The sequence below is a fragment of the Paenibacillus sp. 32352 genome, assembly GCF_002042965.1.
GTDB classification, from domain to species: domain Bacteria; phylum Bacillota; class Bacilli; order Paenibacillales; family NBRC-103111; genus Paenibacillus_S; species Paenibacillus_S vulneris.
On the sequence record NZ_MZNT01000001.1, the window covers coordinates 255,586 to 279,473 of the forward strand.

Consider the following 23,888-nt stretch of genomic DNA (forward strand, 5'->3'; position numbering starts at 1 on the left):
TCGATCTTACGAGTAATGTACAGATACGTGTCCGCAGCGACTTTGACATTCGCATGTCCAAGTCGTTCGGACACGTATTTTTTATTCTCTCTTCTTCAAGTTAACTTCACTGATTTCAGCATAGCTTATTTCTCCACTGCTTTTTCAAAATAAACGATTTCGCACAATCGAATGTGATGCTTTTTTCCATGAACTACAAGGGCTACGTGATCAATGAAAACATCGTCCAGAGTACCTACCAATTTGCCCACAGTTGTCGTAATGCTAACCATTAACCCTTTGTGTTGAATCAAATGCTCGATAAATTTAGGTTCCACAGTTGTTGTATACGTTATATTTTTCGGTAATACCAGAGTGTCCTTGCGCTGAACATCTTCATTTCGATAATAATGCGGAGCCGGGAATGAGGCATAGGCTTGCGGATAGCCATAGTACACAAATCTATTCATGTGCTGCTAACCCCTTTGTCACAAATTGGAAAACCAATTATAACATATGACAAATACCCAGGCGGTGTTCCAATCAAAGAATGAAGCAGGAATGAATGGGATACCGTGCATGATATCCTCAACGTGCTGCTATGATCGGCACGCAGATTTCGCAAAATTCATTATTAACCATAGCACCGGTATATCGTTCTAGAATCGGCTTATGGTCTATTTGGTAGCCGCTCTTTTGTAAAGTGGAAAAAATATCAGTCCATGCTTTCTGAATACCTTCAGCAGTATGTTCAATTTGAAAAACAACATAGGGTCCGCCAGAAAGTTCAGTTACGGCAACGGAATGATCCGCTTCATAATCATTTGAAATGACGATGCATGCATCATATCTGCATGCTTCAGGAAGGGTGGTTTCCGGGTTATCCTGTGGTATTCCGAGAATGATCGCGGATCCTGTAAGCAAATGGTTCTCCTTAGCCCACTGCTTTAATTTCTCCATAGTCAGAGCATTGGATGGACCATAGGGGCCGATTTGTCTCATGTATGCAATACGATAGCTGGGAAGAGTTTCAACCTTATACTTCATACTTTCATTCCTGCCTTTCTTAATCATTTTGGGTACAATTCGAATGCTATCATGATATAAAAATAAATGCATTTGATATTAAAAATAATATTGATAAATTATTTTTATTGATAATGGCTGTTCTGCTAAATAATGTACTCGGAAAGAACGTTTGTTATTTTCAGTGGTTGGAAAGCCCTATATAACAAAAAAATGAGCGCATTCCCAAACGGGAATGGCTCATTTTACTGTGCTGAACTGTGTACACCCATTAAAGCATTAAAGCGAAAGAAGCAGCGATGTCCTGCAGTCGGGGACCACCTATCCACAACGAAGCAATGTCTATCATTAGTTCTTGAAAAGAACTATAGGTCATTTACATATAGATTTCCTGAATCTCCAATTGAGGATGCTCCGACAGGTTAATAAATTGTTCGCCAACCTGAATCAATGGCCGGAAAAAGTCCGTAGGATGCGTCATAATAATGATACCGTTTTCACCATTGGTAAGCAGAATTCTTTTATTGATGAAGTTAGGAATCATGTTACGGATAAATACTTGGGTAATCTTAGGATCCAGCTTGCCGAAGCTGAGCCGGTGCAGTTCTTTAAGCACATGCAGCAAATCCTGCTTTTCCTGATAGACCCTATGCGAGATCATGGCGCTGTAAACATCAGCTACCGCTACGATTCTGGCAAGAGGATGAATGTCCTGGCCTCGTAGCCTGGCTGGATAGCCTGTCCCGTCCAAACGTTCATGATGCTGCAGAGCGGCCAAGGCAATTGGCTCAGGAAGCCCGGATGCAAGGATCATTTCGTGGCCGTACTCGGCGTGTTTCTTGACCTGCTCGAATTCATCTTTCGTCAGAAACCCCGGCTTTTGGAGGATGGCATTATCGATGCGGCTTTTGCCAAGGTCATGCAAATAACCGGCCTTGCCTGCATAGAGGGCCTCCTCCTCTGTCTGGCCTAGCCATTTGGCTATATAATAAGAGATCATGCCTACTTGGACACTATGCTGGTAGGTGTAATCATCTTTATTGTTCAATGTTAATAATAAAGAGACGACATCTTTTTGCTCGATAAAATGATTGGCAAGGGGTGCAAAGCATTGCTCCACTTGTTTTTCTTCAATTTTGCCCTGAGCGGTTATCTGATTGAACAAATCCTTGATTCCACTTACCGCTTCCTCATAAGCAGCTGTTTGAGCTAATGTCTGAGTTGGCTCGGAAAGGGCTGGCTGAAGCTGCTTCTCCGTGCTGTGCTCTGCTTGTCGCATCATGATGTCGACATAATCGATGTTGTGCAGTTGAAGTTTGTCAATATCATCGGCATTTAACACGGTGTGCGCGGATACGACAAGGAGCCCGTTCCAATTAAAAACGTCCGAGCCGGTTCGATCACCAACCTGTAAATCCATGACAGAAATTCTCATAGCCGTCTCTCCCAATCACAGTGTACGTATAAGCTAACTAGTATAAAGTTATGGTATCAAGAATGTATTATATTGGCAACCGAAATATGAGCATTTTGTCACAAAAAAGGGAGAAACGGTGAAAAATATCACAACTACATTCCTATATATCGACTATATAAGCTCTTGGCCATGACGGGATCATCCGTCCCTTGAACTATCAATCGGCCATCAGAGAAAAGGACCAAGGTCAATGAGTCGTTCGGGTAAAACTTTAAAAGGAACGGATTGAGCTCAATACGCCCGAGCGGGCGCCATTTTTCAGCCCAGTCGGATAAATGGAACGTGCCGGAACGGACCGGTTGAATTTGGACGGAATTGCGTCCGCATAAGGTTTGAATCGTGTCCTCATCGACCTCCTGCTGCAAATAGTCATAGTGACCATGCCCGCAGGCCGGACAGTCCGTTTTACGCGCTTTGCTCACGTCCACGGCAGCGTGCTGGTTGTACCATAAGTCCCAGTGGACCATCTTGCGGTTCAGCTGGGCGTGGGCGCCGACGAGCAGCTTGAAGGCCTCCGCAGCCTGGTGGGAGGCTACCGTATGAATAATAGGTCCGATCACTCCCGCCGTATCGCAGGTCTCTGTCGTTCCTTGGGCGGGTGCCTGCCCGAACATGCAGCGCAGGCAAGGAGTTTCGCCAGGCACGATCGTCATGGATACTCCGCGGGAGCTGACAGCGCCGCCGTAAATCCAAGGGATGCGATGCTTCAGGCTGACATCATTGATTAGAAAACGGACGGCAAAGTTGTCCGTACCATCCAGGATCAAATCGACGTCGGTAAGCAGCGATTCGGCGTTGGCAGGATGGAGGTCGGCGACCACGGGTTCAATCGTGACAAGCGAGTTAGTCTGCTGTAGCCTGCGCGCCGCAGCCATCGCCTTTGGCTCTGAGGAAGCAGCGTCGGCTTCATCATAGAGCATTTGACGCTGAAGGTTGCTCGCCTCAACGAAGTCCCTGTCAATGATCCGGACGAAGCCGACACCGGCACGCACCATGTGATTGGCCAGTACGGTTCCCAACGCACCCATCCCGACGATAGCCACCCGGGCTTGCATCAGCCGGGCCTGACCTTGCTCTCCAATGGGGCCAAACAATAGCTGCCGCGAATAGCGCTCCGCAGCTTGAGGGGGGATAGATTCACGGTTATGATCGGTATTGCTCATCGGTGGTTTCTCTCCTTATCCTAAGGGATTCCATGGCCCTAGCTGATGTCCTTTCCATTCGGAGCCATCCTCCCATATTTCTTTTTTCCAGATCGGAACGATTTGCTTGAGGCGCTCGATGGCATATCGGCTCGCTTCGTATACAGCCTCCCGATGCGGCGACGATACAGCGATCACGACGCTGATTTCACCGACATCCACTTTGCCGAGCCGGTGAGTAATGGCGCATAGGGTACCGTTCCAGCGCTCATGGATCTCCCGGGTGATTTGTTCCATAGTTTTCAGAGCCATAGGCTCGTAGGCGGAATATTCAAGCAGGCATGTTTTTTTGCCGTGAGTCCATTCTCTTGTCGTTCCTGTAAAAGTAATGGCTGCTCCGTGATTCGGATGCAGTACCTTTGCGGTAACCTTCTCAATAGAGATAGGCTCGTAAGTGATCTCGACGAGCTTCGGCTGACCTCCCGATACAGGAGGGATCAAAGCTATTTCATCCTGCGCGCTAATAGGCTGATCGTCCGGAGCATAGCTGTGATTAACGGCCACAAAGGCTTGTCCCAAGGCTTGAGCGGCTTCGGGATGCTTGTCTGCCAGCCGTTGTTTGATGAGGGCTGGAGTCACAACGGCTTCAGGCTCCCATTCCATGGTCAACACAGAGCCGCCCAGCTGCTCGGCCAGCCCTGCAAAAACGAATATTTGCAGCTTCATTCGCATCACTCCAACGTTTTATTCCAGCATACCATAATATCATAAGATAGTGATATAATAGAAGGGTTTCCTGTACATACAAGGGCCATTATGGAAGATGGAGAGGGATTGAGATGAAGATTACCGTATATGATGAAATCGGCGGAACGGAGCAATTCACGGTAGCGGAACTGTGTTCCTTGGCACCTGTCCATTTTCCGATTGGGGGACGTGTGCCCGGCGTTGAAGGGCTCGCTTTTGAACTGAAGTCCTGGTATGAGGCCTGGATGAAGCGGCGGGAGGCGGTAACGGATCGCGAGCCTGTTGCCATGAAGGTGGAAGCGGCCGATGAGTTTCAAGCCTCGATCCCTTGGGAGCAGCTGGGCCGTGCAGCGTTTCTCTATGAGCAGGACGGCAAGCCGCTGCAAAAAGGGTTTCCGATACGACTGTACGTGCCGGACGGGAGCAGTGAGTGCCTGAATGTGAAGAGCGTTGTCTCCATCCGATTCGAATACAGCTCAACGGTGGACGAAGCATCCTATGGGTTTAAGAACAAGATTAGCATAGAGGAATTAAAGCGCAAATAAAGAAGGCAAAGCTGTAGCAGGATACAAGGAGGGGTGCAGCAATGAATTCACCGCATTTGCGGCTAAGAATCATTCATTCCAACGATATTCACAGCCATTATGAGCAGATGCCCCAAATCGCCGCAGCCGTTCAGGAGCTTCGCGCTTCAGCCGGCGAGGAGCATACGCTGACGCTGGATATTGGAGATCATTTGGACCGCATGCGCCCCGAAACGGAGGCGAGTGCCGGCAGCTATAACCTGGAGGTCATGGCAGCCACGGGGTATGAAGCGGTCACGCTCGGCAACAATGAAGGCCTGACCTTTACCAAGGAGGCGCTGGCGCAATTATATCGTCAATATCCGGATATCAAGGTCGTTTGCGCCAATCTGTTGGATGCTGTGACCGGAGACATTCCCGACTGGGCCGCTCCCTTCCATATACTGGATAAGGGCGGCATCAAGATCGGGTTGATCGGGGCTACCGCCTATTATGAGCAGTTTTACAGGCTGCTCGGCTGGGATATCCAGGAGCCCGTCGGTGTTATCCGGCATTGGGTCCAGCAACTTCGCCCGCAGGTTGACGTTCTGATCCTCATGTCTCATCTCGGTCTGTCGACAGATCAAAGAATCGCCGGGGGCATTCCCGGGATTGACGTTATCTTGGGCGGACACAGTCATCACTTGCTTGAGCAGCCCCTTCGTATCGGAGGAACGCTCGTATGCGGTGCAGGCAAATTCGGGCAGTACATCGGCGTGGTGGATCTCCAGCTGGATCCTCGTACCCGCAAGCTGACACAAGCAGAAGGGGTTGTGCGCAAGATCGAGGCGGAGCCGTATGATTCTAAGCTTGCTGCAGCGATAAGGACGTTCGAGATTGAGGCCGGCAAGACGCTAAATCGGCAAGTCGCCTATTTGGAGCGGCCGCTCGCTGCCCATTGGTACGAAGAGGCTCCTCTTGGCAGCATGCTTGCCTCAGCGCTTCGACGGTGGGCGGGTGCCGAGATCGGTATCGTGAATGCAGGGCAATTCCTGGAAGGGCTGGAGCGGGGGACGGTAACCGCAGGCAGGCTGCTGGACATATGCCCCTCGCCGATCAATCCGTGCCGCATGACGCTAACCGGCGAACAAATCTTGCAGGCTCTGGAGGAGTCGCTGCTGCCCGAATTTATGGAGAAGCCTATCTACGGCTTCGGATTTCGATGTAAAGTGCTCGGCATGCTGAACCTTGATGGGATGACGGTGGAATACGATGCGGACGGCCCTCCACTCGCCAAGATTCGTCAGGTGCGTGTCGGGGAAGAACCGCTGGAGCTGAGCCGGGCGTATACGGTAGGGACAGTGGATATGTTCTCCTTCGGAATCGGATACTTGTCCTTATCCAAAGGAACGAACGTGCACTATTTCTTGCCGGAATTTTTGCGGGACATCATGCAGGAGGAGCTGAATAATCCTGACGCCATTGCTGCAGGATACGACAAGCACTGGTTCGCCTGCAGGCCGCTCGAACAAAAAGACTGTTGAGCCTAATTGGCTTCAACAGTCTTTTTATTGTGGGTAAGCTTACAGTAAGTAAAGATAAATGGCAAAAAGTGCGGCCAGTACAAAACGGTAGTAAGCAAAATAGGTGAGCTTCAATTTGGAAACGAGCTTGATAAACGTAACGACCGCAAGCAGCGCGACGATAAATGATACGACGAAGCCGACGACAAAAAATCCGATAAGATCCGGCGTAAACAGCTTGTATGCTTTTAGTAAGGACAGACCGGAGGCTGCGAACATCAGCGGTATCGCCAATATAAAGGTAAAGTCGGCGGAAGCCCCGCGGCTGACACCGGACAGCATGCCCCCTGCTATGGTTGCGCCTGAACGGGAGAAGCCTGGCCAAATGACGGCCAATATTTGGTATAAACCAATATAAAACGCCTGTTTGTAAGTAATATCGTCCAGCTCCTGCGCCGATTTGGGCGTGGATGACTTTTCCGCTATGATAAAGAGCACGCCGCCGACAACGAGGCTTAATATGACGGTTTTCGGAGAGAAAAGATGCTCGTCAACCCAATCGTTAAGCAGCAAGCCGGCAATGCCCGCCGGCAAAATACCGATCAGGATATGAAGCAGGTTCAGCTTCTTCCTGCCTGCCCGGCTCGGGTCCTTTTTCAATCCAAAAAGAAGCAGAATTCGGTTCCAGTAAATGACGACCACAGCCAATATGGCGCCGAGCTGAATGACAACCTCGAACGTTTTCAATATGGCATTGTCTTCAGGTATACCAAGGAGCGCTTGTGTCAAAATCAGATGTCCGGTGGAGGACACGGGCAAAAACTCGGTAAGCCCTTCAACAATTCCCATAATAATTGAAACCCAATAACTTAACATAATTGCCTCCTACTTTGTTTGTGAGAACCTATTCTATTTTAGCCTGTTCAGGGATGTCCTACAATACTAACTTAAAGGGTGTGGAGAATCTTAATAATTCCTTAACAAATAGTGAAAATCATGCGGAAGAAGATCGTAAATCCTCGAAAAAAAGTCGAAATATGTTGCTTCTTTTCGATGAATCCTTTACTCTAGGTCATAGAAACTATCTTTACTTTTATAGAAAGAAGACGTGGTTTAATCATGCGTTTGCTTCCGCTCAATATGGTTCGTCCGGGTATGAAGCTCGGGAGAAGGATTTACAATGAAGAGGGAATTACTCTTCTCGGAGAGCGTGTCGAATTATCACAAAAATTGATCCAGCGGTTAAGCGAACATGGTATTGATTTCGTATATATAGATGACCCGAGAACCAATGACATCACGATTCCGGAGATGATCTCCGAAGAAACGAGATTAAAAGCGACTTCCGAAATCAGGACTTCCTTTCGCGGTATGATGGAGTCCTCCGTGCGAAGCAAGACGGCTAACGACAGACGCTTGGGCAAAACGTTCAGCAACGTGATGAAGATGATCATAGATGATTTAAGCAGTCATGAAGGCGCAATGATCATGTTGACGAACATCAGTGTCATGGATGATTACTTATTTCAGCATTCATTGAACGTATGCATCTATACGACGCTGCTTGGAATGGCACACGGCTATGGCAGGGAGGAGCTGACCACACTTGGACTGGGCGCTCTTTTGCATGATATTGGCAAAACCCAGATTCCGCTTGAGCTGCTGCGCAAGAACGGTAAGCTGACCGACAGCGAGTTCACGCAGGTGAAGAAGCATACCGAGTACGGCTTTCAGCTGCTGAAGGAAGAGCCGAATATTCCTTTGATCACCGCTCACTGCGCATTTCAGCATCATGAACGGCTGGATGGAAGCGGGTACCCTAGAGGCATCACAGGCAGAGATATTCATGATTACGCCCGATGGATAGGTATGGTGGATTCCTATGACGCCATGACAACCCACAGGGTATACCGGAGAGCGATGCTGCCTCATCAAGCCATGGAAATATTGTATGCGGGAACGGACACGTTATATGAAAAGAAAAAAATCGAATTGTTTCGAGACAACATTGCGATTTATCCGATAGGCATTAGTGTTACGTTGAGTACGGGAGAGACGGGAACCGTCGTCGGGCTTAACAAAATGGTACCCCACCGGCCGATTGTACGGATATTGAAGGATGCGGAGGGACAAGAGCTGAAAGCGCCCTTCGATATGGATTTGTCCGAGAAATTATCGATCATGGTGACCGGAGTCAATGAGGATATGGGCTAGCCTTATACATACGACAGAAGAAACCCGGGGCTCCGGGTTTTTTGCATGTGTAAAAGTCCTTAACGCAGAATGGGAGTACAGAGCGGCTCCCAAGTCCAGAAAAAGCTGGAATTGCTTCGTTTAGTTTCATTTTCGTGCGTCATACGATACAATAGGTGGTAAAAATACTTTATACAGTCAGGTGTGAAATTCAACATGATGATAGATAAACTGAACTCCGTTTTACCGGACATAACACCCGAGAACGATCCGTGGGATCCCATTCGTTCCCTGCACAAGTATGGCAAGCACGTACTTACCAGCGTAGAACTGACGGTGACCAACCTGTGCAATATGAGGTGTGAGCATTGTGCGGTGGGCGAGATGCTGACCATGACGGAGGGGCCGCGCATTCCGGTTGACCAGGTGCTTCGCCGCCTGGAGCAGGTGGAGCATCTGGAGACCATCAGCATTACCGGGGGAGAGCCGAGCTATCATGAGGCGACAGTCAGGGATTATATCGTACCGATCCTCAAATACGCAAGGGAACGGGGCGTACGGTCGCAAATCAACTCCAACCTTACGTTGGATTTGTCCCGATATGAGATGCTGGCGCCTTATCTGGACGTGATGCATATCTCATTCAACTATTTGAATGCCGATGATTTCCATCAAGTCGGCTTTGTCCGCACAGATCGGACGGTGACCCGGAGCACAGCTGCCAAGATGTACGAACGGATGGTCGAAAATACGATGGAGCTGAGCCGCGGCGGTATGTTTGTGTCAGCCGAGTCGATGATCAATTACAGGACTCATGAGAAGCTTAGCGACATTCATAAGCTTATTGTAGAGATGGGCTGCCGGCGCCATGAGGTGCATCCGATGTATCCAAGCTCCTTTGCCTCCAACCTGCCGGTGTTGTCCCTGGAGCATTTTCGCAAGGCGATCCACAAGCTTCTCGATACCCGTGACCGCAATCTCTGGATGCTGTTCGGAACGCTGCCTTATTACGCCTGCAGCACTCGGGAAGAGGATCAGCGTATGATCAGAAGACTTAGGGAGGAACCTAATGTAACGGTACGCAACGATCCGGATGGACGTAACCGGCTGAACGTGAATCTGTTCACAGGTGATGTGTACGTTACCGATTTCTCCGATGTGCCTGCACTGGGCAATATTCATAGAGACACATTGGAACAAGTGTTCCAAAGATGGGAAGACCATCCGCTGAACCATTCTGTCAACTGCCATTGTCCGGCCGCTCAATGCTGCGGTCCCAACCTTTTGGTCGTTGATACGTATTATAAGGATATCGACTTCAAGCAGCGCAAAGCGGTGGTTTGACCAATGGCAGCCTTGAATCCAATGGCAACAGGATAGACGATTTACTCATCACACAAAAAGGAGATTGAGGTTCCTTGGGCTTTGATTGGGGTTTGATCGTGCTAAATTTGGTATTGGTGCTTTTGCTCGTATTATTAAACGGATTTTTTGTCGCCGCCGAATTCGCTTTGGTCAAGGTGCGGACGACCAGGCTTCAGCAACTGCAGAATGAAGGTGTGGGAAAAGCCAAATATGCCCTGGCTGTGACCAAAAAGCTGGATGCCTATTTATCGGCTACGCAGCTCGGCATCACGTTGGCGTCGCTCGGTTTGGGCTGGCTCGGCGAGCCAGCGATTTCCCATCTGATCGTCGATCCCTTGTTCGCACTGCTGAATTGGGATAAAGCCTGGTACAGCTCGGCATTGTCCGTATTTATCGGGTTTGCGACGATCACCTTCCTGCATATCGTTTTAGGAGAGCTCGCTCCCAAATCTTTGGCGATTCAAAAATCGGAAACGGCTTCTCTGTGGCTGTCCGGACCGCTGCTCGCGTTCTACAAAGTGTTTTTTCCGGCCATTTGGCTGTTGAACGGTGCCGCTAACCGTATGCTGCGCTTGATTGGCGTTCAGCCTGCGAATGAGCATGATGCCGTACATACAGAGGAAGAAATAAGAATTTTAATGAACCAGAGCGCGAAGAGCGGACATATTGACAAGGACGAGATGGCGCTGTTCGATAATATTTTCGAATTCTCCGACCGGGTAGCGAGGGAGATTATGCTGCCCCGTACCGACATGGAGTGCCTTTATGCCAATCTGCCATTTGCCGAGAATTTGAAGACGGTTTACCGGACCAAGCATACCCGCTATCCGGTAGCCAATTATGACAAGGATACGATCATCGGCTTCGTGCACATAACCGATATACTGACGGCTGACCCCGATGAAGAGCATGATTTGCAATCGTTCATCCGCCCCGTCCTGATGGTTCCGGAATCGATGGAGATCAGTCATGTGCTGAAGCTAATGCAGCGTAAGCACTCGCAGCTTGTCATCATTGTGGATGAGTATGGAGGAACGGCAGGTCTGCTGACGACGGAGGACATCTTGGAGGAGATCGTGGGTGAAATTCACGATGAATTCGATGAGAATGAACGTCCGAGTATCGAGAAGAAGGGCAACCAATACTCAGTCGATGGGCGTGTGCTGCTTGAAGACCTCGATGACTTGCTATCGCTAGGCATTGAAGACGAGGAGGTAGATTCCATAGGAGGATGGCTCTTTACCCAGCTGGAAGGGGCCGTTGCCAAGGGGAAAAAGCTGAAGCACGGATCATTTGAATTCGAAATCACGGAGGTGCGCCGACTGCGCATTATGAGGGTAACCATTACCCGTATGGAACAACCAAGCACGCCGACAGAAGCTCAAGAATAACAATAAAGGGTAAAGGGGAATTGCCCGTTTATGTCTCTGAGGACGATTCTGTTTTGCGCCATAGGGGTCCTGTTGCTCTATGGATTGTTTACCATTGGATTTCCATTTTTGCTGGCAATGCTGATAGCGATATTTTTAGAGCCCGTCGTACAATGGCTGATGAAGCTTGGAAGAATGAACAGGGTGTTCGCCGCCTCCATTGCCTGCACTTTGTTTACAGGCGCTCTGCTCGGATTTTTTTATCTGGTCGGGTTCAAAATGGTGTCGGAGCTGATCCAATTCTGGAAGTACGCCCCCGATTACTTAAACGATGCGAAGCTGTTCATTGAGGATACGACGGAGAAGACGCGGCTGTTCTATAACTCGCTGCCAACCGGGATAGCGGAGCAGCTTCAAGGCTGGATCGAGTCAGGCATTAATACGATTACGGATAACATTAAAGGTATCGTGTCGGCGGTATCGGCTTATTCTCTGAATGTCGCCAAGACGATTCCGAACTTATTCATCTTTGTTGTCGTGTTCGTGATCGGCTTGTACTTGATTTCGATCGGCTTGCCGGATGTATACCGGTCGTTTCTGAATTTGTTTGACAAGCAGTCGCAGCCGAAGGTCACCGCCGTTCTTAAGGACTTGCGCCGCGCGGTGCTTGGATTTTTGTTTGCGCAGGTGCTGATCAGCTTGCTTACCTACATAGTGACTCTTATCGGCTTGCTCTTTTTACGGGTGGATTATCCACTCGCCGTAGCGCTGCTGATAGTGGTCGTCGATATCCTCCCTATTCTCGGCACGAGCGCCGTTCTCGTCCCCTGGGCTCTGTACAGCTTTTTGGCCGGGAACATGCATTTGGGAGTCGGACTTTTGATACTTCTCGTGTTCATCATGATTTTCCGCAAGCTGATTGAGCCGAAGATTATCGGGGATGCCGTGGGGATTAATGCATTAGCCGCATTGATGAGCATGTACATAGGCTTTAAGCTGATCGGTGTCATAGGGCTTATCTTCGGCCCGGTTCTTATTATTGTCTATCAGGCGATGCGCAAAGTCGGGCTGCTCAAGATCAATATCAAGCTGGACTAGCGGACAGCCGAACTGCATGAAAAGGAAGGTCCTAGGCGACCTTCCTTTTTATTTAGAAACCCACGAGAAATATGCAAATATGGAGGTGGGGTATACCTTGTAGGAGTTTACATCCGCCTTTGAAATCCGTGAAAATACCGCAAGTCTAATCAAATTTCACGGGTTTCAATAGCGGCCGGAGGGGGATACCCCATCGGAGTATATTGGCAACATTTCAAGTTTTACAGGGTTTTGTAACAAACTCCGGAAGGTCTACAAGCGACCTTCCTTTTTATTTAGCTCAATAATACCGCCGAGCCCCCGTATACTTGGGCCCCCAATAGCTGCTATCCAGCTTCTGAATATAGATGCCCGCCGAACGCGTGGCCGATATAAATTCCCCGTTGCCGATATAAATCCCGGCATGAGATACGACACCGGGATCATTCAGCGCAAAGAACACCCAATCCCCCGGCTGCAAGCTCGATCGCGATACACGGGTCCCCATTGCAGCCATCTCCGCAGCGGTAGTGCGGTTTAACGAAACCCCGAATTTATTGAACATAAAGTAAATAAAGCCCGAGCAGTCGAAGCCGTCTGGCGTCGCGCCGCCCCAAACATAAGGCACCCGCATATAATGAGAGGCATCCTGTACGATTTGTTTTTTTACAAGGGCATGGGAGATGGCGGTTTGAGTGGCTGCATCGGCGGCGCCGGTTACAGGCAGACTGTAGGCCTGTTGAAAAGCGCGTACAGCTTGAGCCGTAATGGATCCGAAATAGGCGGTGTTATTCGGGTATGTAAAATAACCTAATGCTTTGAGATTGCTTTGCAAGGTACCGACGCCGGGATCGGACATTCCTTGAGAAAGCACGGTCGAAGCGGTGCCCGCGGCGGAGGCCGCATAGACGTGTTGGCCGCCGGAAAGCGGCAGAAGCGAGGATAACCCGACAAGACCTGCGGTCAAAGTGATTGCAAGCGTTTTCCTCAAAGAACATTCAACTCCCTCTCCCCGATTTGCCGGGGTCTGATGAATTTGTTCCCATTTTATACTCATAATGGACGAGGCGGCAATGTATAAATATTGGTAGTAGATTTTCTCAATAAAGGAGGCAATCATCCATGTTCACGCAGGAAAAAGTATGGTGCCCGTACGTTGGCCCTTTTGACCCTTGCCCGCCGATACGAGAAAGGGTATATTCGACCCCGCCCCAATTGTATATTCCGTTCCAGCCGCCTAATCTTCCACAATGGTCTCCCCGCGAGGCATTAAAAAAAGGGACGTTATGGCCCGCACTTTACAGTCCTTATGAACCGAGACCGAGACTATAGGCCGGAAAGGAGTGGATCAGTCGATGGAAGACAAACGAATGCCGGATCATTATTACGCCATGCTGGAAGAGCTTCAGGCCATTGATTTCGTACTCGTGGAGCTTACGCTGTATCTCGATACCCATCCGCTGGATAACGGCGCTCTTGAGCAGTATAACCAATACGCCCAGCAGCGCATGCATCTGGCCCATCAATTTGAACGGGAGTTCGGTCCTTTGAAAAGCTATGGACAGAGCTTCTCGGCATATCCATGGCAATGGATCGATACGCCGTGGCCTTGGCAGGTTTAATCGCAGCGGCACGATAACCGAAGGGAGAGGAGCAGTGAAATGTGGATTTATGAGAAAAAACTGCAATACCCGGTCAGGGTAAGCAAGTGTGATCCTCATATGGCGAGGCTGTTGCTGGAGCAATACGGGGGAGCGGACGGGGAGCTTGCAGCCGCGCTGCGTTACATGAATCAGCGTTACACGATTCCGGATAAAATCATCGGGCTGTTGACGGATATATCTACCGAGGAGTTTGCGCATCTGGAGATGATTGCTACGATGGTTTACAAGCTCACAAAGGACGCGACCGCAGAGCAAATTAAAGCGGCGGGTCTTGATCCCCATTATGTAAGCCATGACAAGGCGCTATTTTATGAGAATGCTTCAGGGGTTCCTTGGACTGCCGCTTACATACAGGCGAAGGGAGACCCTATCGCGGATTTGTATGAAGATATTGCCGCAGAGGAGAAGGCGCGGGCTACGTATCAGTGGCTTATCGATATGACGGATGACGTGGATCTACAGGACGGATTGAAGTATTTACGGGAAAGAGAGGTAGTCCATTCTTTACGGTTCCGGGAAGCGGTCGAAATATTGAAATCGGAGCGGGGAACGAAGAAAGTGTTCTAGCCATAGGAGAGGAGCGGCATGAGCAGATAGCAAAAGCATCCCGAAAGACGCCTGCCAGGCTCGGGATGCTTTTTTGACATGTAGCATGCGTGGTTTCTTGCCAAAATGAAGAATCAGGATTTTTTGGCTTTAGAACGGTTAGTGCGTTTAGAACGATTAGAAAGATTAGAACGATTAGAAAGATTAGAGGGATTGGTTGGATTAGATGGATTAGAGCGATTTTGCCTATGTCCGCCATGCCAGCCTCCGTGGCCTCCATGCCAGCCGCCATGACCACCATGCCAGCCTCCGTGGCCTCCATGCCAGCCGCCATGACCGCCATGCCAACCACCATGGTCTCCATGCCAGCCTCCGTGCCAACCGCCATGACCGCCATGACCGCCGTGCCAGCCGCCATGCCAACCTCCCGGCCAACCGCCGCCATACCAGCCCCCGTATGGGTAACTCCAAGTGCTGTAGGTACCGATAGGAACCGTCACAACGGTTGGATAAGTATAGGGAATATAAGCCATTGCCATAGTCTCCTTTGCTTGTTTTGATACCAACAATGTATGCTCGGGAGACAAATCGTGATACTTGACCTAGAGAAATAGGCATTTGTCATGCATAAAAAAAGAGAGCGGCACCGCCGCCCAAAATCCAAAGCTTCTATTTGGCAAAATAATATATGATAGCGGCGATGATTAGAACAATGATAATGATCCATGTGATAGTACCCGCTTTAGAGCTGCTTTTTTGGTCAGGTGGGGATGCGGCTTGATCCGTTGAGCTTAAGAAGGTTCCGCAATACTTACAGACAATGTCTCCGTCACTCATCTTTTCATTACATTTTGAACAAAATTTCACCATTTGCATCACCCGCAATCTGATGGATTTTGTTAACTAGGCGCTTCATTACATATGTATGGTTCAACCATCGTTCCATCCATATCCAGAATGGATTGATAAACAATAAATATGCTTGAAGTGAGATGAATTGCTCGGATTCACAAGGCTGCATTGACACGTGGAGATTATTGGAATTATGATGTCTAAAGGATACTTTACACGTCCGCTATGACTTCCCTATGAGCTTAATGCTTAGGAAAGCCTCGTTTGACAATGATCATGTATAAAAAGAAAACAGCATTCGGAGGAGTTAACCATGAAACCGACTTTATCCAAGCCGGAAGCGATGATATTTGATTTGGACGGAACGTTGTTCCAGACGGAAACGCTGCTTCTGCCGGCTTACCATGCCACATTTGACCAGCTGAGGGCTGAAGGAGCCTATTCGGGACCTACGCCGCCGGAGAGCGAAATATTGGGGAGCCTGGGGATGCTGCTCGAGCATATATGGCAGCGGGTGATGCCGGATACGGATGTTCAGGTGCACCGCAGAGCGGATGAATTGCTGCTGGACTATCAAATTCAGGGTCTGCTGCGCGGGGAAGGGCGGCTGTACGATGGAGTTGCGGATACGCTGAAGGCGCTGCATGAGCAAGGCGTTCGCCTGTTCGTAGCGAGCAATGGGCTGGAGTCTTATGTGAAAAATGTTATTCAGCATAAAGGGCTGGGACCTTTATTCGAAGGTTTATACAGTGCCGGAGAATTCAGAACCCGTTCCAAGGTGGATCTGGTCCGCATGCTGTTGGAAACCTATAACGTAAAGACGGCCTGGATGGTCGGGGATCGTTCCTCTGATGTGGAAGCGGGTCTTGAGAACGGGTTAACGGTTATCGGCTGCGATTATGCCGGTTTCCGTAAAGAAGGGGAGCTGGAGGGAGCCCATGAGCAAATCGGCAGCTTTAGTGAGCTGTTCTCTCTGCTTCAGACTTCGCTGCAGCAGTCCCGATAAAACATCAATTTCAAAAAGGTTGCACTTGGAGCTGTCAATTTCATAGGAAATTAATGGGGAGGCCGGAATTTCGGTCTCCCTTTCATTTACATCCAAAGCCTGTTTTTTCGCGGAATAACCCCTATGCAAGCTGAAATATTTTACAATCCTCTACTTTTTCTGGCTGCTCAGGTATGCCGATGGAATAATTTGCACCATGAAATAGCCAGGTGCCCATGCTACACTAGAGTGGCTCAAAAAACCAGAAACGCGGTTTCAACGCCGCTTGGGTTATATAGGGCAAAATCATAATAAAGGCCGAAGCTAATAGAAGCACGGGGGAACCAATCTTTGGGGTGAAGCCGCATCAGCGGCAGGGTGATTGACCTTTGACCCGAATCCGTCAGCTAACCTCGCAGGCCGAAAAAAGGAGAGGTTTATTTTGAATCGTTTGATGAAAATTGTTTTGACAAGTGCTTTGGCACTTAGCCCGATTATCGGTGTAACTGGAGTATCCGCAGCTCCCGCAACAACATCTACCGTATCGAGCACCAAGGCGTCGACATTATCTGTTGCCGCTAAACGGGACAAGGTTGTTAAAACGGCGCTTTCTCTGCAGGGTAAAGTTCAGTATGTTCCGTGGACACAACGCCAAGAGGCCCACGCTCCATATAAAACGGACTGCTCCGGTTTTACGGCTCTCGTTTATAAGCTCGCTAACATTGGAGTTACTCTAGTTGATAGAGACGATGACCATCAAGCCCAAGTAGGAACAAAAATCACTTCCTACAAGAACCTGCAAAAGGGCGACCTGCTGTTCTTCGGTAACATTGGAAGCTCGAAAAGCATGAAAGACGTAGGCCACGTCGGGATCTATATCGGTAACGGTAAAATGATTCACAACATCAACAGCAAATCCGACGTGAAAATTTCGGATATCAACTCGAGCTACTACAAAAACAAATTTATGTTCGCTAGAAGAGTAATTAAATAATAGGGCACGTACCTTAATCTAGCCTGAATATAAAAAAATAAAAGCCTTCCAAGCCTGGGACCCGGATAACGGCCCGCTTGGAAGGTTTTTTCCATATTTACAGCTGTATAATTTCGATGATCCCCGCAATGTACCGGAATCAGCTGCGGAGACAAGGCCTCATTTTTTGTGATTCTAGCGTTAAAGAATTTTAAAGTCCGACTGATGATGGTATCTGGGGATATGTTTTTTTAAGTGATGGACCATTTTTGACATGCGCTCCGCTTCGTTTCCATTCCGGTTCGGATGTTTTTCCAGCGTGTTTAATAATGGAACGACCCGAAAAGCGGTACGTCCTCCAATCTTGGTGCTGCGAGTCCATGTAGGGATAAAATCGGCCTGAACGATCTGTACCCTTCCATCGTCATGCTTTCGAATATGAAGACGGTTAATAAGACCGGTCAGCGTATGATCGTTTCCGTATAATCGGGTGGAAACGAAATTCCCCAAGGAATAAGCGGCGTACCTTTTTTTCTTGACCCCGGTAATATCCCTGGATTCCTGGAAAATAGCCGGTTGGATGACATGGGAATGCGCCCCGAGAATAATATCGGCACCGTGCTTGAACAGTAGTTGGAAGTAGCGCTTCTGCTCCTCATTCGGATACTTGCTGTATTCTCTTCCGAAGTGCATGCATACGATAATAAGATCCACCGATCTCGACTTTAGCCTTCGGATGTCGGATATGATTTTGCTTGGACTAATCCGATTGACGGCCCAGGATTGACCGCTTGGTACCGGGATTCGGTTGGTTGTTTTAGTATAGGACAAAATACCGATTTTGATTCCTTTGACATTTTTAATCAATAATTGTTGAGAATCTTTGTGCGTGCGGAAAGTTCCCGTATGCGACAACCCCTTGGAGTCAAGCACCTTAAGGGTTCGTTTCAGTCCGTTAATGCCGCAATCCATACAATGGTTGTTTGCCGTTGTCAGTACGTCGAATCCCAGCCTTTTTAAAGTGCTGGCAAAGGAATCGGGACAATTGAACAGCGGCCATCCGGTTTTGGCGCTTCTTCGCGATACGGTGTACCCGATCTCCGGGCCTGAAAAAGTGGTTTCTAGATTTCCAATGGTTAGATCTGCATCACGCAAATAGGGAGCAACCGGTTCAAATATATCGTCAAAGGAATAACGCTTCTCTCCGGTGACTCTGGCGCTGCCAATAAGTCGATATTTCATTAAAAAATCCCCGACCGCGGCGATCGTAATGTCCGTACTCATGACCCATCCCCGTTTCTGTTGAAATAATCGTCTGCCGGGCCCTCGAAGAGTGGAACCGCATAATATCATATGAGCCTGCCGTTGGATCTGTCTTTGCTTTATAAGCCCATTTTTGGAGGTAAAGCGTTTAGTCCTATATGAATACAGGCGAGGTACTCTTTCCTTTGGAGCCGAATAGTATAAGTAACGTCATATTGCTTGGTTGTATGTATTGGCGTTCAACCGCTGCTCATCACACGGAGGAGATCCTACAGTGAAAGGAAATTTGCTTAAGTATCCCGGCGGAAAATGGTTGAAGCACGAGGCGCTTTGGAGTGAAGATGCGCTTCGCGCCCTGTTGCCGGAGACGGAGATGTTTTCTGCGGACACGTTCATTCAAATGATCGAAAAGCATACGGTCCTTTTTCTCAAACCGGATCTTGGAATGAGGGGACAAGGCATTATTAAGGTATCACGGGAAGAAGGCGGAGCCTGCATCGTCAGGACAGCTGCAAAGACCTACAGATACCGTAACGTAAATGATGCCTCCCACAAGCTGAATAAGCTGACGGAGGGCAAAAGCTATATTGTTCAGCAAGGGATAGATTTGATCAGGATTAAAGGAAGCCCGGTAGATTTCCGGGTGCTGCTCCATATCGGACCTAATAACAGGTGGAGATTTTTTGGAATCATGGGGAAGGTAGCGGCCAAAAATCAATTCGTTACTAACCACAGCAGCGGCGGAAAGCCCATCCGGCTGCACCAGGCCCTGTCTCTTACGCTTGGCATCGGAAGAAAGGACGCCCCCCAGTGGGATGAACGGATCAAGAAGCTATCCTTTACCATTGCCAGAGCTATGAAGAAGCATTATCCGAACATTACGGAGCTGGGACTGGACATTGCCATTGATAAAAGTCACAAAATTTGGCTGCTCGAGGCCAATACCAAGCCGCAATATCAGTTATTCAGGTACCATGCCAATCCGTATCTGTATGGAAATATCGTCAAATCTGTCCGGCATCTTAGGGCCGCGGCACTTACGAAAGCGTCACGGCGTTAAACCGGAACAAAGACCGTTAGGGAAGAAAGCTCCTTTTGTCATAACGACAGAGGAGCTTTCTTTTTTAAATCTGTCTAATGCAGACAGGTTGGTTCATTTGTCCCTATCAACGGCTTCCGCCGCAACGTATTGTACAATATCCGGAGGTGACAAGTATGAGAATCAGTAAGCATGTGCTGGCGAAGAACAGTAAGTTCGAGACGCCTTATTACATTATCGACGGAGAGCTGCAGGGAAGCACGGTTATGATAACGGCAGGTGTTCACGGGACAGAACGGGCAGGCTTTCTCTCTGCGAAGAAGCTGCTAGAACAGCTTCGAAGCGATGTTATTCATATCCGCAGAGGCAGGTTGATTATTATTCCTGTCGTCAATCGGATCGCAGTTCGGCGGCGTATAAGGGGAGTTCCGGATCTGAACCGGACGTTCCCGAGACGCTATGGCAGAAGGCGTGCCCGTCATCCGCTCTCTAGAGCGGTGTTCCGGCTTGCACGAGAGCAGGGTCCGGATTGGTATGTGGATTTGCATGAAGCGAACGGGCTGTTCCGAATCCAACCGAAGGCATTGGGACAAACCTTAATCGTCAATCCGGGAAGCAAGGTCATTCCATTCTCCAAAAGAATCATTCGACGAATAAATCCATCCATCAAGAGGAGATCGAGACGGTTCTCTCTCCTTCAGCGCAAATTGCCCGGTTCGGGCCGTTCAGCCGCGTACCGTTTGCTGCATGCCAAAGCCATAACAGTAGAAACGGGAATCAGATTGCCCCTCGAAGAACGTATCCGATACCAAATGAAAATAGTGAGCAGCATATTAAAAGAAGCGGGTTTAATCAAAACAGGGGATGAATCCTGACAAAAGAAAGCGCCGCTTGGGTTTAAGCGGCGCTTCGCAGGGCTGTGTGAAATGATGGAATGAGGGCTGAAAGAAAGTTTGAACCTATTGTTTTACAACCTGTGTATATTTGGTGTTAGTCGTTATGTAAACTGTTTTGCCATTCCATTTTACTTGATACCAGTATTGGTTGGCTTTCTTGATCAGTTCCGCTTTTTGCCCCAGCTCCAAACGTCCTACCGTAGCTGAGCTCGATCTTGCAGAGGCTTTGAAGGAAACCCATCCGTTCTTGGTAACGACGTATTCCTTCTTCTGTGTATTTTCAGCCGGCGGAGTTGGCTGCGGCTGTTGTCCGGAGCCCGAATTGGAGCCGGAATTAGATCCTGAGTTAGATCCGGTATTAGGCCCAGTCCAAGCAGGAACCTTTTTTTGAGGCGGGAGTACATAAGAGCTTGGAATCACTGGAGGATTGATTTTATGTCCTGCCATGCCGGTAAAGCCTGCTTCAGGCACTACGCGCCTAGCGGAATGGAAGTTCTCTCCCCACCAGTAGGACCAGCTGTCGATGGTACCAAGGCCGGTAGGATTACCGTCGTCCCGGGTTCCGAGAACGACCGGCTGACCGTCGCGATTGGTCCCCATGTAGATGGCAACGTGGGAAATATGGTCTTTCTCCTGCCAGGTTAGAATATCGCCGATCCGCAGGTTCTCAATGCCGGTCAGCTGCCATTTTCCATTCACTTTTTTCTTGCCTACCCCTGCTACCTTGGTTCCAACGGAATCATAGTTAGCGGATGTGCCCGTAATGTTAAAGCCGAAATCACCGTATACGAGTCGAGTGAAGCCGGAGCAATCTTCATAGCCGTATTTTCCATAAGCATCGTTTCCGTGCCCATAAACGAAGTATCCGTTTTCCATATACCAGATGGCTCTGTCAACGATTTGATAAGCGAGAGAACCAGAGACATTCGCATACTTGCTGCGGAAATCCGCTACATTATACAATTCATCTTTTACATAACTGTCCGCATTAATGTACTTGTTGTATTTGGCAATGGCTTCGGAAGTGGTATAACTTGCATTAGCGGAAGCTATTCCTGTAATTCCCAGGGACATTGCTAATGTTAAACCAATAATTCTTTTCTTCAATATTACCATCTCCTTCTCTTAGTTCCATAACCTCTCCTAATATGGGTTACTTAACCATCATAACAAGGGTTGTCCAACCATTTCACTGGTAGATATAGCCAAGCGGCTGATGGATGTATTTATTTGGAAATACCGAATCGGTGAAAGCTGCTGGAAATGGGTCTTTATTTTCTCATTAAAGGGCTTCATTTCCTTATACGGCGCGGGTTTAGTGCTTCCAAGGGTATCCGGGAGGGAGAGATTATGGAAGGAAAGCGTTGTCATAAATTAACACATCTATATATTTCCATCCATCTTATTTCAAGCGGAAACATCTGGGATGTGTCATCTATATATGGGTTTAAATGTAAAATGGCAGCGTGGAAATTGACGAAGGGAATCTTTATCCGGAGAGAAGGCACGGAATCTTTCACCAAGGAGAAAAAGCCCACATATGATGAAGTAGTTCGTTTGTTATGTTCCAAGCATAATGCTGTCTTTATGGCAAGTCGATGCTGGGAAGGGGTTTCTCATGAAAAGAACAAAAGTAAAGGTACAAATTCAAAGCTCCGGCGTCTCTTCAGAAGGTTCGACTATCAAACTTAGTGAAGCCATAGCGAAAAAATGGAAGATTCCCTTTCATACTCCTCTGAAACTATGCTTCGGAATGGACCGGCAGGAGGTTACGGTAGTACCTTCCTCCAAAGTCGGCGTCCTGCAAGTCAGCGAGTCTCTTGCTTCCAGATGGAATTTACCCATCAACGAAAGCTTATGCCTTCGCTATAAAACGAAGGCGCGTACGCTTCATATCGGCCCGCTTATCGGCGTGATGGTCAGCCGTGTGTTTACGGATAATCCGGATAAACCGTTTGGCGTGAATACTGCGTTTTGCCGGGAACTGACGGAAACGTGCAAAAAATACGGAGCGGCAGTCTTCTTTTGTACTCCCAAGGATATGCTGGGTGAAAGTGATACCATCCGAGGGTGGCGGTTTACGAACAAATGGGTAAAATCAAGCTATCCGCTTCCCAATGTGATCTATAACCGTCTGACATCCCGGAAAACGGAAAATTTGGCGAACGTTCAGCAGTTCATCAAGCACGTAAAAGCCCAAAAGGATCTTGCATTTTTCAATGATAAATACTTGAACAAAATGGAAGTCTTTGATGCATTAAAGAAAGAGCAGGGATTGAGCGCTTTTTTGCCTGAATCGCACTTGCTTCGGAACGTCTCTATACTCAAAACCATGTGCGGCAAATATCCTGTCGTGTTTCTCAAGCCGGTCGGAGGTAGCCTCGGAAAAGGGATTATTCGGGTGAACCGCAGCTCAGGGGAAAGCTTCGCTTGTTATTACACAGGCAAAAGCGGAGTCCGCAAAAAAAACTTCTCCAGCCTGGAGGACTTGTACGCGTCCATTACGCAAAAAAAGAAGGCGACTCGATATCAAATCCAGCAGGGCATTTCTCTGCTTACCGTGAACGACCGGCCGGTGGATTTCAGGGCGCTCGTACAACGCGGTGAGACCGGGAATTGGGGCGTTACCTCAATTGTGGCGAGGATTGCCGGCGATCACCACTATGTCTCCAATCTGGCCCGCGGCGGCTCTCTGAGTACGGTCAAAGACGCATTGGCACGATCAGGTAACCCTAACGCCTCCAGCGGCAACTTGAAGCTGAGGAGGGCTGCTGTTAAGATTGCCAAAGGGATCGAGGCGCAAGTACCCGGACATTTTGCCGAGCTTGGGATTGACCTGGCTTTGGATTCCCAAGGCCGCGTCTGGCTGATAGAGGTGAACTCCAAGCCGTCCAAAGACGATAATGCGCCGCTCTCGGTGGAAGGGAAAATACGTCCGTCCGTAAGAAAATTTGTACAGTACGCCCGGTTTGCAGCAAAGTTTTAACCGATGGTGTACCGACGTAAAACCTTCAATAGGCCAAAAAGAAAGATCGCTGTCTCGATCCGGACAGATCCGGGCGAAAAGCGATCTTTTTTCACTTTTATAGCAAATAGACCTCTTCTTGGTTAAGAAGAGGTCTGTACCCGAAGCCAAAGCCTCACTTTTGTGGGGATGATTGGGGGCACCCCGCAAAGTACCTGAATTATCCTCGAAGCTAAGTCCTCACTTTGTGGGGATGATTGGGGGTCCCCCGCAAAGTACCTGAATTATCCTCAAAGCTAAGTC

Annotated in this window: 25 protein-coding genes and 1 riboswitch; of the genes, 14 read left to right on the top strand and 11 right to left on the bottom strand. The window is 48.7% G+C overall.

Annotation, left to right across the window (positions count from 1 at the left end; genetic code table 11):
* Window positions 1–125: 125 nt before the first annotated feature.
* The 5 genes from B1728_RS01250 to B1728_RS37160 all read right to left on the bottom strand — a co-directional run bounded on the left by B1728_RS01250 (window position 126) and on the right by B1728_RS37160 (window position 4,350).
* Window positions 126–449, bottom strand: a complete 324-nt coding sequence (locus tag B1728_RS01250) for a DUF2642 domain-containing protein (protein WP_079908360.1) — start codon at window positions 447–449, stop codon at window positions 126–128.
* Window positions 450–567: 118 nt separating this feature from the next.
* A complete protein-coding gene (locus tag B1728_RS01255; protein ID WP_079908361.1) occupies window positions 568–1,026 on the bottom strand; it encodes an AraC family transcriptional regulator in 459 nt (152 codons plus the stop codon).
* Window positions 1,027–1,381: 355 nt separating this feature from the next.
* A complete protein-coding gene (locus B1728_RS01260; protein ID WP_079908362.1) occupies window positions 1,382–2,440 on the bottom strand; it encodes an HD-GYP domain-containing protein in 1,059 nt (352 codons plus the stop codon).
* 134 nt (window positions 2,441–2,574) lie between these two features.
* Window positions 2,575–3,645 (bottom strand): ThiF family adenylyltransferase, encoded by a 1,071-nt coding sequence (locus B1728_RS01265; protein ID WP_079908363.1) that lies wholly within the window; start codon window positions 3,643–3,645, stop codon window positions 2,575–2,577.
* 15 nt (window positions 3,646–3,660) lie between these two features.
* On the bottom strand, window positions 3,661–4,350 hold the full coding sequence (locus tag B1728_RS37160) for a molybdenum cofactor biosynthesis protein (protein ID WP_079908364.1): 690 nt from the start codon (window positions 4,348–4,350) through the stop codon (window positions 3,661–3,663).
* A 113-nt stretch (window positions 4,351–4,463) separates the two neighbouring features.
* Here B1728_RS37160 and B1728_RS01275 point away from each other — a divergent pair, with 113 nt between their 5' ends.
* Both B1728_RS01275 and B1728_RS01280 read left to right on the top strand, forming a co-directional pair.
* Window positions 4,464–4,916 (top strand): molybdopterin-binding protein, encoded by a 453-nt coding sequence (locus tag B1728_RS01275; RefSeq protein WP_079908365.1) that lies wholly within the window; start codon window positions 4,464–4,466, stop codon window positions 4,914–4,916.
* Window positions 4,917–4,957: 41 nt separating this feature from the next.
* Entirely contained in the window at window positions 4,958–6,418 is a 1,461-nt protein-coding gene (locus B1728_RS01280; RefSeq protein ID WP_079908366.1) for a bifunctional metallophosphatase/5'-nucleotidase, read from the top strand.
* 39 nt (window positions 6,419–6,457) lie between these two features.
* Here B1728_RS01280 and B1728_RS01285 read toward each other — a convergent pair whose 3' ends face one another.
* The gene (locus B1728_RS01285; RefSeq protein WP_079908367.1) at window positions 6,458–7,273 is read right to left on the bottom strand and encodes an undecaprenyl-diphosphate phosphatase; all 816 of its coding nucleotides are present in this window, start codon (window positions 7,271–7,273) and stop codon (window positions 6,458–6,460) included.
* A gap of 243 nt (window positions 7,274–7,516) precedes the next feature.
* On the opposite strand from B1728_RS01285, the gene B1728_RS01290 reads away from it, so the two are divergent.
* From B1728_RS01290 to ytvI, 4 genes are all read left to right on the top strand, one after another.
* On the top strand, window positions 7,517–8,611 hold the full coding sequence (locus tag B1728_RS01290) for an HD-GYP domain-containing protein (RefSeq protein WP_079908368.1): 1,095 nt from the start codon (window positions 7,517–7,519) through the stop codon (window positions 8,609–8,611).
* 195 nt (window positions 8,612–8,806) lie between these two features.
* Window positions 8,807–9,934: a radical SAM/CxCxxxxC motif protein YfkAB gene (gene yfkAB / locus B1728_RS01295; RefSeq protein WP_079908369.1), complete on the top strand. Its 1,128-nt coding sequence runs from the start codon at window positions 8,807–8,809 to the stop codon at window positions 9,932–9,934.
* A gap of 74 nt (window positions 9,935–10,008) precedes the next feature.
* Window positions 10,009–11,346, top strand: coding sequence for a hemolysin family protein (locus tag B1728_RS01300; RefSeq protein ID WP_079908370.1), 1,338 nt, complete (start codon window positions 10,009–10,011; stop codon window positions 11,344–11,346).
* A 30-nt stretch (window positions 11,347–11,376) separates the two neighbouring features.
* Entirely contained in the window at window positions 11,377–12,423 is a 1,047-nt protein-coding gene (ytvI, locus tag B1728_RS01305; protein WP_079908371.1) for a sporulation integral membrane protein YtvI, read from the top strand.
* A gap of 280 nt (window positions 12,424–12,703) precedes the next feature.
* On the opposite strand, the gene B1728_RS01310 is transcribed toward ytvI, so the two are convergent.
* Window positions 12,704–13,393, bottom strand: coding sequence for a C40 family peptidase (locus tag B1728_RS01310; protein ID WP_256865188.1), 690 nt, complete (start codon window positions 13,391–13,393; stop codon window positions 12,704–12,706).
* Window positions 13,394–13,524: 131 nt separating this feature from the next.
* Between B1728_RS01310 and B1728_RS01315 the strand changes: the two genes are divergently transcribed.
* The 3 genes from B1728_RS01315 to B1728_RS01325 are packed head-to-tail and all read left to right on the top strand — an operon-like array spanning window position 13,525 to window position 14,633.
* Window positions 13,525–13,734, top strand: coding sequence for a spore coat associated protein CotJA (locus B1728_RS01315; RefSeq protein WP_079908372.1), 210 nt, complete (start codon window positions 13,525–13,527; stop codon window positions 13,732–13,734).
* 23 nt (window positions 13,735–13,757) lie between these two features.
* Window positions 13,758–14,024 (top strand): spore coat protein CotJB, encoded by a 267-nt coding sequence (locus tag B1728_RS01320; RefSeq protein WP_079908373.1) that lies wholly within the window; start codon window positions 13,758–13,760, stop codon window positions 14,022–14,024.
* A gap of 39 nt (window positions 14,025–14,063) precedes the next feature.
* Window positions 14,064–14,633, top strand: coding sequence for a manganese catalase family protein (locus tag B1728_RS01325; RefSeq protein ID WP_079908374.1), 570 nt, complete (start codon window positions 14,064–14,066; stop codon window positions 14,631–14,633).
* A 113-nt stretch (window positions 14,634–14,746) separates the two neighbouring features.
* Here the strand turns inward: B1728_RS01325 and B1728_RS36050 are convergent, their stop codons facing one another.
* Window positions 14,747–15,145 carry a hypothetical protein gene (locus B1728_RS36050; RefSeq protein ID WP_179135814.1) on the bottom strand — a complete coding sequence of 133 codons (399 nt, stop codon included), beginning with the start codon at window positions 15,143–15,145 and terminating at the stop codon, window positions 14,747–14,749.
* Between the two features lie 136 nt (window positions 15,146–15,281).
* Window positions 15,282–15,488 (bottom strand): zinc-ribbon domain-containing protein, encoded by a 207-nt coding sequence (locus B1728_RS37295; protein ID WP_079908375.1) that lies wholly within the window; start codon window positions 15,486–15,488, stop codon window positions 15,282–15,284.
* Window positions 15,489–15,777: 289 nt separating this feature from the next.
* Here B1728_RS37295 and B1728_RS01340 point away from each other — a divergent pair, with 289 nt between their 5' ends.
* Window positions 15,778–16,470, top strand: coding sequence for an HAD family hydrolase (locus tag B1728_RS01340; protein WP_079908376.1), 693 nt, complete (start codon window positions 15,778–15,780; stop codon window positions 16,468–16,470).
* A gap of 285 nt (window positions 16,471–16,755) precedes the next feature.
* Window positions 16,756–16,886: riboswitch (cyclic di-AMP (ydaO/yuaA leader) on the top strand.
* A 5-nt stretch (window positions 16,887–16,891) separates the two neighbouring features.
* Complete coding sequence (locus B1728_RS01345; protein WP_079908377.1) at window positions 16,892–17,443, top strand: C40 family peptidase; 552 nt, start codon at window positions 16,892–16,894, stop codon at window positions 17,441–17,443.
* A 180-nt stretch (window positions 17,444–17,623) separates the two neighbouring features.
* On the opposite strand, the gene B1728_RS01350 is transcribed toward B1728_RS01345, so the two are convergent.
* A complete protein-coding gene (locus B1728_RS01350; RefSeq protein WP_079908378.1) occupies window positions 17,624–18,706 on the bottom strand; it encodes a CapA family protein in 1,083 nt (360 codons plus the stop codon).
* A 253-nt stretch (window positions 18,707–18,959) separates the two neighbouring features.
* Here B1728_RS01350 and B1728_RS01355 point away from each other — a divergent pair, with 253 nt between their 5' ends.
* On the top strand, window positions 18,960–19,745 hold the full coding sequence (locus B1728_RS01355) for a YheC/YheD family protein (RefSeq protein ID WP_179135837.1): 786 nt from the start codon (window positions 18,960–18,962) through the stop codon (window positions 19,743–19,745).
* 155 nt (window positions 19,746–19,900) lie between these two features.
* Complete coding sequence (locus tag B1728_RS01360) at window positions 19,901–20,599, top strand: M14 family metallopeptidase (RefSeq protein WP_079908380.1); 699 nt, start codon at window positions 19,901–19,903, stop codon at window positions 20,597–20,599.
* Between the two features lie 84 nt (window positions 20,600–20,683).
* On the opposite strand, the gene B1728_RS01365 is transcribed toward B1728_RS01360, so the two are convergent.
* Window positions 20,684–21,727 carry a C40 family peptidase gene (locus B1728_RS01365; RefSeq protein ID WP_079908381.1) on the bottom strand — a complete coding sequence of 348 codons (1,044 nt, stop codon included), beginning with the start codon at window positions 21,725–21,727 and terminating at the stop codon, window positions 20,684–20,686.
* A gap of 511 nt (window positions 21,728–22,238) precedes the next feature.
* Here B1728_RS01365 and B1728_RS01370 point away from each other — a divergent pair.
* Window positions 22,239–23,606 (top strand): YheC/YheD family endospore coat-associated protein, encoded by a 1,368-nt coding sequence (locus B1728_RS01370; protein WP_079908382.1) that lies wholly within the window; start codon window positions 22,239–22,241, stop codon window positions 23,604–23,606.
* Window positions 23,607–23,888 lie beyond the last annotated feature (282 nt).

Excerpts from the sequence above, each read along its gene's own strand:
- B1728_RS01290 (WP_079908368.1), top strand. The coding sequence starts at position 7,517 with ATGCGTTTGCTTCCGCTCAATATGGTTCGTCCGGGTATGAAGCTCGGG.
- B1728_RS01350 (WP_079908378.1), bottom strand. The coding sequence starts at position 18,706 with ATGAGTACGGACATTACGATCGCCGCGGTCGGGGATTTTTTAATGAAA.
- B1728_RS01315 (WP_079908372.1), top strand. The coding sequence starts at position 13,525 with ATGTTCACGCAGGAAAAAGTATGGTGCCCGTACGTTGGCCCTTTTGAC.
- B1728_RS01340 (WP_079908376.1), top strand. The coding sequence starts at position 15,778 with ATGAAACCGACTTTATCCAAGCCGGAAGCGATGATATTTGATTTGGAC.
- B1728_RS01260 (WP_079908362.1), bottom strand. The coding sequence starts at position 2,440 with ATGAGAATTTCTGTCATGGATTTACAGGTTGGTGATCGAACCGGCTCG.
- B1728_RS01275 (WP_079908365.1), top strand. The coding sequence starts at position 4,464 with ATGAAGATTACCGTATATGATGAAATCGGCGGAACGGAGCAATTCACG.
- B1728_RS37295 (WP_079908375.1), bottom strand. The coding sequence starts at position 15,488 with ATGCAAATGGTGAAATTTTGTTCAAAATGTAATGAAAAGATGAGTGAC.
- B1728_RS01360 (WP_079908380.1), top strand. The coding sequence starts at position 19,901 with ATGAGAATCAGTAAGCATGTGCTGGCGAAGAACAGTAAGTTCGAGACG.
- B1728_RS37160 (WP_079908364.1), bottom strand. The coding sequence starts at position 4,350 with ATGAAGCTGCAAATATTCGTTTTTGCAGGGCTGGCCGAGCAGCTGGGC.
- B1728_RS01325 (WP_079908374.1), top strand. The coding sequence starts at position 14,064 with ATGTGGATTTATGAGAAAAAACTGCAATACCCGGTCAGGGTAAGCAAG.
- B1728_RS01265 (WP_079908363.1), bottom strand. The coding sequence starts at position 3,645 with ATGAGCAATACCGATCATAACCGTGAATCTATCCCCCCTCAAGCTGCG.
- B1728_RS01370 (WP_079908382.1), top strand. The coding sequence starts at position 22,239 with ATGAAAAGAACAAAAGTAAAGGTACAAATTCAAAGCTCCGGCGTCTCT.
- ytvI (WP_079908371.1), top strand. The coding sequence starts at position 11,377 with ATGTCTCTGAGGACGATTCTGTTTTGCGCCATAGGGGTCCTGTTGCTC.
- yfkAB (WP_079908369.1), top strand. The coding sequence starts at position 8,807 with ATGATGATAGATAAACTGAACTCCGTTTTACCGGACATAACACCCGAG.
- B1728_RS01255 (WP_079908361.1), bottom strand. The coding sequence starts at position 1,026 with ATGAAGTATAAGGTTGAAACTCTTCCCAGCTATCGTATTGCATACATG.
- B1728_RS01280 (WP_079908366.1), top strand. The coding sequence starts at position 4,958 with ATGAATTCACCGCATTTGCGGCTAAGAATCATTCATTCCAACGATATT.
- B1728_RS01285 (WP_079908367.1), bottom strand. The coding sequence starts at position 7,273 with ATGTTAAGTTATTGGGTTTCAATTATTATGGGAATTGTTGAAGGGCTT.
- B1728_RS36050 (WP_179135814.1), bottom strand. The coding sequence starts at position 15,145 with ATGGCTTATATTCCCTATACTTATCCAACCGTTGTGACGGTTCCTATC.
- B1728_RS01250 (WP_079908360.1), bottom strand. The coding sequence starts at position 449 with ATGAATAGATTTGTGTACTATGGCTATCCGCAAGCCTATGCCTCATTC.
- B1728_RS01320 (WP_079908373.1), top strand. The coding sequence starts at position 13,758 with ATGGAAGACAAACGAATGCCGGATCATTATTACGCCATGCTGGAAGAG.